Origin of the sequence: Sporosarcina sp. E16_8, from assembly GCF_017347095.1 — a bacterium.
Lineage (GTDB): Bacteria > Bacillota > Bacilli > Bacillales_A > Planococcaceae > Sporosarcina.
In genome coordinates this window covers 43,145-53,809 of record NZ_JADPRZ010000021.1, presented here as the reverse complement: position 1 = coordinate 53,809, position 10,665 = coordinate 43,145, and the positions used below count along the sequence as shown (strand labels likewise).

Genomic DNA, 10,665 nt, shown 5'->3' with positions numbered 1-10,665 from the left:
ACTATCATAGTTCCCTTTTTCTCTAATTTACGTTGGACATTAATTTAGCAATCATTGGACAATGGTTACCGTCAATCGATGGACATTAAGCCGTGTCAGTAACAAGATAGCAAAGAGTTTACAAATCTTTGTCCTTAAAGAATTGGAATCCCTTGACTCAAATTCCTTAGCCGATTGCAAAGTTATCCGAAAACTAAAGTGGACATTGGCATATATAGAGTCATGCCCTTGGTGAACTAGCAGGAAAACAGGTAACACTACAAAGGTAAAAAGCGGTACTACTTAATCAATTGTAGTACCGCTTTTGTATTGTTCAAAGCAAATGTAGTTCTCTTTGCCGTTTAATCCAAGGAAATACCTATCAGTTTATAATCCCCCGGCAGGAACAATGCAGCTACGAGTAGGGGGCAGTGTGAGGTAGATTTGAACCTGGATCTACCAGTTATCACAAGTAAATATGTATAAGTAAAAAAACCACCCGAGGGTGGTTAAAAGTTGTCTGGATCTACATTACTTGTGTTAGCCCACTTTTTTGTCTCAAGAGAGTTATCTTCTAAATCATTTGATTCTATTGACGCTGTTGACTCTGCTGACTCTGTTGACGCTGTTGACGCTGTTGACTCTGTTGGCGCTGTTGACGCTGTTGACGCTGTTGGCGCTGTTGACTCTGTTGACGCTGTTGGCGCTGTTGACGCTGTTGACTCTGTTGGCGCTGTTGACTCTGCTGACTCTGTTGACGCTGTTGACGCTGTTGACTCATCATGTTCGAACTCAGAAGTGATAGTTTCAACGATTACTGGTACTTTAACAAGTTCACGCTGCTGAATGCTAGTTTTTGTATCTTCAAAATGAAATCTTCGCGGTAGCATATTTGCGACATTCTTATTTCCTGTTTCACTGTAAAGTTGTTCCAAGGCATAAATTACGAATGCTGATACATCATCTTGTTTAGCAATCCAATCAAAGAAATGGTCTGGAAGCTCTTTGTTTAGATAGACAGATAGGCGTTCTCCCGGTTTATGAATTTTGTCTCTTTTTTTGCTCATAATATCCGCTAGGAAACATTATCTCCTGAAGCGATTTCACCTCGCTTTTCACTTCTCAACAAATGCTACTACTTTTTAAAGTAGTAGCACAAGCTGGTCATCATTGTATGCCTTTATTATAAACTCAAACTTCGTTTTTTTAACCGAAACGTATCAATGAATATTATTTTCCTGACTTAGTAGCTAACGCTGTATCCTTAGACGCATCATATACTGGTGAAAGGGCAAATACTAATAAACCTCGAGCGTTTACGTACATAGGATTACCAAGGAAGACCACATTCGTTAAACGATCTTTTGACTTCAGAATTTCTTCTAAGTGCGATTTTAAGATAATTGAACCACCACCATAAATAAACGTGTAAGGATCATCCTTTAAATCATCGATTTTATTAATGATAGCCTGACTCAATAATATGGCCAAGTTGCGTAAGGGTATTTTAGATATAGCCAAAAGATCGATATGTCTTGGGTGTTCTGAATTGAAATAGATTTCATTGTACTCAGAAATTCCATTAATCGATTTTCTAGGATACTCCTTGTTCCATCTTTTAATGATTTCGTTTATCGTGTCCTTCGTACCGTAGTTCAGGCCTTCTGACATTCTAGGCTTGTATTGAACTCCGTCGGTAACAACGATCTCGGTTGTACCAGCACCTATATCGATGTGAAGTAAAAGCTTGTCCGAAAAGTTGATCGTTTTTAATTTATCGTTCGTTTCAACTTGACGAGAAGATAGGTTGCCTTTTTCGTCGAAAACTACACCCCAAGCGGCAGCTGCACCTTCAGGAATGCATTTGCAAAATTCTACATTTACTTCCACAGTTACGTTTCTACCTGATGGATGATGGTACACAACTTCGTGAGCACCCATCAATCTTTTTGAATGCGCAATAGCTTTATCCTGAGTAATCGTAGCCACTGGCAACGCAACCGACAAATCGAAAGACATTTTGATCATATCTGTAGTTGGATTTCTTTTAATAGCTTCCACAGCAAGTGCTGAAAGAGTCAAAATGACTGGAATTTCATCAGTTGACTTATCGGACAGCTTTTCAAACTCATTCCCTTTTATTTGGTTTCCAAGAACCGTTTCTCCCACATAGTAACGTAGGTTATTATGTTTGAGAGCTTTAGAGTTTATCGTAACGTCAATGTTGTCTAACAGTTCATCTATTGGTATATCTGCCTGTTCGAATTGTTCTGTAGCATTTCCGAAATGTAATGCGTAAGTGGAAGGCACCATTACCGGATCTTCGCCTTCTACCCACAGCTTTAACGCGTTGTTCCCTGCATCTACACCGACTTTAATAATTTTGCTCATTTAATCTCCATCTCCTTAGAAAAGTTTGCCTTACTATTTACAGTTTACAGCGTTGTTAAGGGTTTAGCAAGTATTTCGTGATACGGGTGTGATACGAGTGTAATACATTTGTATACCCATTAATATTACATTGGTATTACATTGTGTTACCAATGTAATACATAATCATTCTATCGCTTTATAGACCTCCACTTACGACACAACTACGAGATGTAAACTTCATTAGATTTCTCTTTTATTATTTGTGTTGAACAATGAGTTAATGCCCTCTTAGGTACTTCAATCAAGTACTTCAATTAAGCACTTCAATGATTGAAGCAGTAGATTGATGTACTTGTTTGATGTATATAAAGTAATATAAAGCCTTATTTACACTAGCTTTTAATTCGAATTTCATCGCCTCTTTTGACAGCGTGACTAATTTGCCCTATGATACACCTAAATTTGAACCAAATATTTGGAGGTATAAAATTGATAGAATCTCTAGAAGAATCGGCACCAAAACAGTTCGACGTACTTATGTATTTGTATCGAGTAAGGGGAGCTATTGTCGAACAAATCGTTTTTTCTGTTTGGAATGTACCGAGCCAATCGTCTCATTATGATTCAACTCGTAGATCTGTTTATCAGATACTCAGTAAGTTAACTGAAAAAAAGTTCGTGAAAAGATCTAGTAGGGACTTTAAAGAAGGGGGGGTGTATTACTTAACCGCCTACGGCTACGATGAACTAATAGCCTATTTAGATCTTCAGCCGTCTTACATAGGTAAAGGCTTTAATAATGATAACGGCTATTTTGATTACTCATTGGCCACTCCTACTCTTATCAATATTGACCATTTTCTAAAACAGGTAGACGTATTTAACGTCTATCAAGTGCTTGAGAGAAACTACCCGGGCGTGTTTGACTATCGTGACAATCGATATGCTGCTACAGCTTATAAAGTGTCTAACGAGGGGAAAGCGAAGTTCCGCCCTGACGGTGAAATTAAAGTATTGGATGAACTTTATGAATTAGAGGTAGACCGTTCAACGGAGCGAGGGGAAGCTTTAGTAAATAAGTTTAGTGGGTATAACCGATACTTTCAATGGTTGACCAAAAACAACATGCCGTTACCAAAAGGAGTTATAGTTATTATTCCTAACCGAGGTAAACGCTATCAAAACCAATTGGTTAATGCGAGCGAACAAGTTCGTTTTCAGTCCTTTTATCAAGCCTATACATCAACTTGTAAGGATTTTGTAGATAAGGTTGATTTACTGGTAATGGAATTAAGGCATTTTGAGTCCCGCCTACAACTTATGATCCCTAGCACAAGGTTAGAGTTTGAACGAAATGCTTTGTCATATTTTAAATCCTTCTCGACTAATAACAAGCCAATTGCAATAGGGGAGGTAGTAGGTTATAAGATTGCCGTTGTAAAACGAGGTCAAGAGAGTCATTACTATTTCGTCGTAAACGGAGAAGGCTATCAAAGTGAACCATGGGGGAAATTTTTTAAGGTTTATCAAAAATTCAAGCGGGAGCATAAACATGTATTTTTGGTCCTCTATTATTCTACTTTTTATCCCGTGCCGCCCCTTAAAGGTTTTGACCTGCAGCAAGTAAGGGATATTGAGGAAAGAATATTTTACGAACATACGCACTCTGTAGACTTAGGTGCGAGTTCACCTATTTGGTATAACTCAAAACGTGAAATCTTAGAGCAACCTCCGTTTTCAGATTGACAGGCTTACCAACGTTTTCTATACTGAAGCATAATAAACCACCAAATTTCACTTTCAACGGAAGCACCGTTTAGACAGTTTATGTCTTTTCGGTGCTTTTTTTGTTTTTTGGAGGTATTGAGAGGGGAGTGCTTTTTGGAACCACGTTTTCGCAAGGCTGAACTTACCGAACGTACGTACGAATTTATCCGTTTAAAAGGGCATACTATTCTAGTGACGATCTTTACCGCCTTTAATCTATTGGTATTACTACCACTAGGGTTCTTCACTTGGTTCTCATCATTGTTAGGTAGTTATGCCTTTAGTTGGCTATATGAAATTTCTTGGCCAGCATTTATTACGCTCTGGATACTTCCTTATTTCACTTGGAACTACTCCACAATTACCTACCCGATAAAAAAAGGGTATAAGGTGATTTTGGATTGGTCTCGTACAAAAAAAGGACGGATTTTATCTTTACTTTTAAACATAAGCTCGTTCGTCATGATGTCTTGGGCGGGGGCGGCAAGGTATTCCACTGAAAAGTACGTGCCCTATTTAAGCTCCATACAAGTAAATGAGTCACGAAAAGGATTCTTTCTAGTTGATGATTTAAACTCATTAATCCTACTCGTGTATTTTATGCCTGTTATCGTGACTGCTTTGTTAGGTTTCACGATTGTTCGGCACTTTCAAATTAACAAAGATATCTTGCATGACCAGTTCTACACTTGGGAGATGCCATTCCTCACCCGTTATACACATACAGCAGAAATGGATATGTGTGATGTAATTGTTGGATATGACATGAGTACAAAGAAACCCCTCGTAATAAAAGAGGACCAACGGTTTTTACACGAAGGATCATTTGGTGCTACCGGTTCTGGTAAAACCAGTACTGCCATCTTGCTCAGGATTGCACAAGATCTTATTAAGATTGCTACTGGGAGAAGAAAGATGGGCTTGATCTTTTTGGAGCCAAAGGGTGACGGAGTAGATGATGTCTTAATGCTTGCGAAGAAGTTGGGGATTCCAGATGAAAAGATTATGGTTATTGACCCGACTAAAGCATTTTCTACTAAGTACAATCCATTCGCCGGACCACTTGAAGCCGCCGCCGCCTCATTCCAAGGAACTCTTAACGCACTAACTGGTGACCAGGATGAATTTTTTAAAGGGCAACAAAACGAAGCAGCACAGACTTATACGCTGTTGGCCAAAATTAGATACGGCAATCTGACCAATATCACACACATTCAACGAATGTTTACTGATCCCCGATATTTAGCCGACGTTGTAGAAGAGGTTAAAAACCAACTAATTTCAAAGTTAGAAAAAGACGATATAACTGAAGATGTTAGAAAGTTGTTAGAAAGTTGGGAGAACATCGTCCGTTACTTTGAAGATGAAGTTCTAGACTTCAAGATTTACCGTGTGAAAGATGATGTAATGATACAAACATACCCACCAGGAACTCGATACGAAGGCAGACAGGTTGTAGAAAATAAGAAAGATAAATTTGTTACAGGTGCAAAGAAGTATTTAAACGAGATTGCTTTGAACTCTATGCTAACCAACCTTTTTGTCAGTGAAGAAGGGGACATGGTTTTTGATGCCGACGAATTCTTAGCAAATGGCGGCGTCTTGCTAGTCAATACAGCTTTAGCAGAACTTGAGGAACTTTCCTTGATGTTTGGCCAGTTTTTTATTCGTCAGTTACAGAGCGCTGTATTCCGCCGCCCTCAAGAAGGAAGAATTCCTATCTTTCTCTATGTGGATGAATTTCCTCTTTACGCCAATGAAGCTTTTGAACGTTTCCTTACACTCGGTCGTTCTTATAAGGTGGGTACTTTAATCGCGATGCAGTCCCTTGGTCAATTAGACAACATAGTAAAAGGATTCAAAGAAACTGTTCTATCCAATGCATCTTCCAAGACAGTATTTGGCCGCGGTACAGTTACAGATAACGAATACTTCTCGAAAGAATTCGGAGAAGAGTTGGTTGTAGAAGAATCTGTAAACGAAAGTGCTTCTCCTATGACGACTGACAGCAAATCTTGGGGGTTCCGAATGAATACGCAAAAGAAATTTATGCCCCGTTTTTCGCCAACCCAGATCCGCGAGTTACCATTTAAGCAAATGGTTGTTCAAGTTGTTGATGAAAATAACAGCATTTCCATTTCAACAAAAGCGGTCGGACGTTTTGTTCATGAGGCTAAGTTCTTAAAACCGTATTTGCGAGTGAAAAAAGCTGAAATTAAATCAACTGATGAAAAGGATTTCATCATCGACACAATGGTATCGCAAGAGATAGTTACAAACTTAAGTGGTACTGAACCTCCTTCATTTGATGATAAAGGTGTTGTTGAGTCATTAGAGGAACAAGAGCAAGTTGACCTTCAACTAGAGAGTGAACAGATTATTACAAAAGCAGAGGTTGTACCCATACACGCAAAGCAAAAGAAGAAAAAAGAATCGAAGTCCGCTACTTTATTCCAATCGGAAATAGACTTTTCAATTGATGCAGATTTGGAACCTATAGAACCAAATAAACCAGCGAATCCTGTACCTAACGCATCTGTTCCCTCGGATGAAATCAATCGCCAGGTAGAAGAACTGCTGTCAGGCTTTGTTGAGTTGCCTAAAGCAGAAGGTGAATCAACTAATGACGAGCTACCAATATGGCCAGTGGACGAAATCCCACCGGAAAGTGAAATTGAATATATAAACTTTGACCAATTGTTTAGCCCCCCGGAAAGTGAAGTACAATCGGCAAATGTCTCAACTTCTAATGACGAGGATGCAATACGAATAAGCGAACTCCAAACATTAGAACAATCCATAAAAGAACAAGAGAATAAACTAAGCGCCGCCCCTCCTGAGATATTGGAGTCCGTACCATCAGTTAGCAATGCTCCATTCGCTATAAAAGAAAGTATCACTGATGATTTCTAATATCTCAGTCTCGTACAACTGTAATAATGCCATTCATGTTGTATTCCGAATAATTTATGCTTGTCAATTCAGATTAGGTTCGCTATAGTAATGTTAATCTCATTATCAAGAAAACAAACGGAAGTACCGTTTCTGCGCTTATGCGCGGAAATTTGGTGCTTCCTTTTTTGTTTTTAAAATTCAAAGGAGGAATTAGAATGGTTCATAAACAAAAAGATATCGAAACAGCACAAGCGTGGGCTGATTTACGAGAGGCTTATCGCCACCGCGAAAAAAACTATGTCATTGAGGCACAAGCAATAGGACTTGAAAAATTGCAGTATGGTGAAAAGATGCAAGATGCATTAAAAGTCTACTACAATGGCATTTACGGCTACATTCCTGTTTCTTTAGTGGATGACTATGAATTTAGTTCCCTTCAATCTTTTGTGGGCTCAACAATACAATTTGTAGTTGATAAACTGTTCGATGAAAATGACAGTCGTTTATTCTTAGGGAACCGAAAAAAAGCGTTAGATGCCCTAGCTGTAAAGTTCTGGCGTAAAGCAAAGGCGGGACAAGATTTTGAAGCCTATGTATCGGGTGTAGACAAGTACGGTGTTTACCTACTTGTTGAAGGTGTAAGGGTGCGAATGGAACGCGATGATTATTCTTACGACTTTGTAACAGACCTCCGAGAAGAGGTTGATATCGGGTCCACAATGGACGTACGTGTGATGCAATTAGATAAAGAGAATAAACGTCTAGATGTAAGCAGGAAAGCACTTGAACGCGATCCTCGTGATTTCATTCTTGAATATAAACGTGGTGGATTCTATCTAGGTACTATCATTAATATCGATATTGACCATGGTGTTTTTGTTCGTTTAGAACCACGGGGGCTAGTAGGCCGCGCTGGCTTCCCGCCGAATTTAGGGAAGCGCATACTGAATGAGGGTGACCAGGTGAATTTCAAGGTGACAGATATTGATGAACAAAGGGCACGTCTACGCGGTTTGGTCATTATTCCACGGGCGGGGCAAAAAACTAGAGGTAATACGTCACATGGTCGGTGACATTCTTACATTTGACGAAAAAACGTTAACGAAAAGGCAGGGGAAGTCTGAGATTCCCCTTGCTACTTCAAATCCATATGACCCAAATACGTCACCACCTGACATTATGCAGTACCTGCCGCCTGACGGTACTTATTTCAGTTTATTTTCGGATCCCTACGCAAAAATGACCTACTACATGCCGAAGACTGGCAACAACACCGCTCGTTTTTGGCAAGGAAGTCGTATGGAGAATCATTCCTTTACAGATTCAGAGTTAAAACTATTGGACTTCTTATCCCAACATCGTTGTGCCACTCGTTCTCAAATTGCACGAGCTGTATTCGCAGACACAGATAATGTCTATAAAATCAAAGATTTCATATCAAAGTGTCATCAACGAGGCATTATTTCCGCCTTCTCTTGGAAGACACCTTGTGCAGACGGCAAGAAGAAACCGCTAATCTACGGGTTGACCCGAGTAGGTGCAGAAGTGGCGGAGCAGCTATTCCATATACGAGTACCTGATAGGTTCAAATTCCATGCTGTTACGTTTCCTAATGGTGCAGGACCACTCATGAGCCATTTTTATTCGCATTTAACAGCAAATGAATTCTTCTGCCAGTTGAAATCAATTGACCGTATCGTGAAATGGGAACGAGAGCCTCATATACTACTTGAGGATCAAACCACATTCCGTCCCGCCTTTGTGGCAGAAGTAATTAAGGATGCTGGAGATTTAAAGACTTTATGGATTGAGCCAGTACGAATTACGAACGGATGGTATCAAAGATTGATTAGTCGATTCCGAGAAATTCAAATTGGTTTTGATAAAGTCAGCACATCGCTCAAACCCGACCGTCTTATTCTCATTGTAGATAGTGACTCAAGGATACCCATGATCGGTTCACTTGCAGAGGAACATATGCCTGACGTTGTTTTACGCTTTACAACGGATGAACGTTTACTTGCAGGAATTGATAAACAAACATTCCTGTCTAACCCTGTAGACGGATCATTAATACTTTCTCCAATTCCGTTTTTATTGAAAGATGCACAAGGAATGAAAGCCAGTGAATATCTCGCTCACCAAGTCGTCGAAATTACAGAAGATGATTTCGAGGATATTTAGAAAGGGGGGGTATTTACTTGCGAATTTCGATTATTGTCGTCAACGAAAACGATGTACAGTTGGACTTGTTAAATGTCGAGCAGGTTATCGTTATTGATGATGTGCAATACGCTATAGTTCAGAATGATACACAACAAACTTTCTGTAAGATTGTCAAAGAATATGACCAAACCATGCGTTTGGCGGACATTGTGGATGATTCAGAATTTGAAATGGTTCAAAAAGTATTCGTGTCAGCCTTGGCCCCACAATAAAGCAAGTTTACAATTCCGCCCCCGGTTATATGCTTCATAACATTTATTTCGGTAATTACAATTTAATAGGAACGACCATTTTATCGTTGAAATATAGAGCCGTCTAGCATAGCAAGGCGGCTTTTCGGGTAAAAGCAAATAAAAAATGTGAAGAGGAGGTATCCACAATGGTTAATCAATCTTTTGAACACGGAGACCTTGTAGTTGACCTTGCAGCCATCAAACGAAATAGTGAAATCATTGAGGGGGTTATTCAGAGTGTACGCCCTATGAAGTTACCGCAAAAATATGAAAACGGGACGACAATCATTGAAGAAGTAACACTTGTTGTTCTACTGCCAGGCGGCGTGACTGGATATTGTCCAGCATCTGCATTCCGTGAACGACCTCTTCATTCCTACACGAAGTTTATGTCACAAAAGGATTCATTTATCATCAAGGAATTGGATTTAGAAAACAACGTCGCACTCTTATCCGCGAACGAGGCGGCACAGCTACGTAGAAAGCTAGCAAATCCTTGGTTCAATCTTGCTGACAAAGTAGGTGAACTTGTGGAAGGGAAGGTCGTGCAGGCTGATTCGAAAGGGGTTTACGTACAAATTGAACCTTCGGTGAAAATAATAGCTAGTAAAGTTCGTGCGCTTGAAGCACCTGCAGTAGGCGACTTTGTAAGCTGTCGTTTAAGAAGATTGGAACCTGAACTACAAAGAGGACGAGTCATAATTGTTGCCTATCTATAGGAAGCTTAAAACACGATTGCTTCGACTACAAAAATCTAACTGCAGATTTAATGCCGCTACATACAAGTAAGTAAGAATATGGAGATGACAGGTATGGATTATCAAATTGTTAAAAACAGAATGTTTTCCGAATTGGATGACCAAGAGTTCTTTTTAAAGTCTAAACAAGTTGAGATATTAAATGCGGCGGAAAATGGTTTAAATGAGGATTCAGCCATATATCTATATCTTGACGCAGTACTCTCCAATATCGAAGTTGCGGAAGATAAAAACCATCTGATAGGCTTACAAGCACTTGCTAGGGATTTGAGAAACAGTATTGAAGATATCGAAAGCCTAAAACCCTTTCAATACGATTTATTCCAGTCCGGCTTACCTTTAGATTCGTTGAAAGATTGTACTGAACTTGATGTTGTTGCTGCAATTAATGGTCTTTCTTTCCCCCTACACTAGAATAATTATTTAGCAAAGGC

Annotated in this window: 9 protein-coding genes; 7 read left to right on the top strand and 2 right to left on the bottom strand. The window is 39.4% G+C overall.

The genetic code is table 11. The annotated features are described in order from the left end of the window. Positions 1-488: 488 nt before the first annotated feature. Together I2484_RS13035 and I2484_RS13030 are read right to left on the bottom strand one after the other, a co-directional pair. The gene (locus I2484_RS13035; RefSeq protein ID WP_207151474.1) at positions 489-1,046 is read right to left on the bottom strand and encodes a hypothetical protein; all 558 of its coding nucleotides are present in this window, start codon (positions 1,044-1,046) and stop codon (positions 489-491) included. A gap of 163 nt (positions 1,047-1,209) precedes the next feature. Beyond that, positions 1,210-2,370, bottom strand: coding sequence for a ParM/StbA family protein (locus I2484_RS13030; protein ID WP_207151473.1), 1,161 nt, complete (start codon positions 2,368-2,370; stop codon positions 1,210-1,212). A 471-nt stretch (positions 2,371-2,841) separates the two neighbouring features. Between I2484_RS13030 and I2484_RS13025 the strand changes: the two genes are divergently transcribed. The 7 genes from I2484_RS13025 (at position 2,842) to I2484_RS12995 (ending at position 10,645) form a co-directional block, all read left to right on the top strand. Continuing rightward, on the top strand, positions 2,842-4,098 hold the full coding sequence (locus I2484_RS13025; RefSeq protein WP_207151472.1) for a replication-relaxation family protein: 1,257 nt from the start codon (positions 2,842-2,844) through the stop codon (positions 4,096-4,098). A 135-nt stretch (positions 4,099-4,233) separates the two neighbouring features. Next, entirely contained in the window at positions 4,234-7,032 is a 2,799-nt protein-coding gene (locus tag I2484_RS13020; RefSeq protein ID WP_207151471.1) for a type IV secretory system conjugative DNA transfer family protein, read from the top strand. 197 nt (positions 7,033-7,229) lie between these two features. Next, positions 7,230-8,087 carry a S1 RNA-binding domain-containing protein gene (locus I2484_RS13015; RefSeq protein ID WP_207151470.1) on the top strand — a complete coding sequence of 286 codons (858 nt, stop codon included), beginning with the start codon at positions 7,230-7,232 and terminating at the stop codon, positions 8,085-8,087. Continuing rightward, complete coding sequence (locus tag I2484_RS13010; RefSeq protein WP_255550389.1) at positions 8,002-9,198, top strand: replication-relaxation family protein; 1,197 nt, start codon at positions 8,002-8,004, stop codon at positions 9,196-9,198. The genes I2484_RS13015 and I2484_RS13010 overlap by 86 nt, the downstream gene beginning before the upstream one ends. Before the next feature lie 17 nt (positions 9,199-9,215). Continuing rightward, complete coding sequence (locus I2484_RS13005) at positions 9,216-9,452, top strand: DUF1292 domain-containing protein (RefSeq protein ID WP_207151468.1); 237 nt, start codon at positions 9,216-9,218, stop codon at positions 9,450-9,452. Between the two features lie 167 nt (positions 9,453-9,619). After that, entirely contained in the window at positions 9,620-10,192 is a 573-nt protein-coding gene (locus I2484_RS13000; protein ID WP_207151467.1) for a hypothetical protein, read from the top strand. 93 nt (positions 10,193-10,285) lie between these two features. After that, the gene (locus tag I2484_RS12995; protein ID WP_207151466.1) at positions 10,286-10,645 is read left to right on the top strand and encodes a hypothetical protein; all 360 of its coding nucleotides are present in this window, start codon (positions 10,286-10,288) and stop codon (positions 10,643-10,645) included. Positions 10,646-10,665 lie beyond the last annotated feature (20 nt).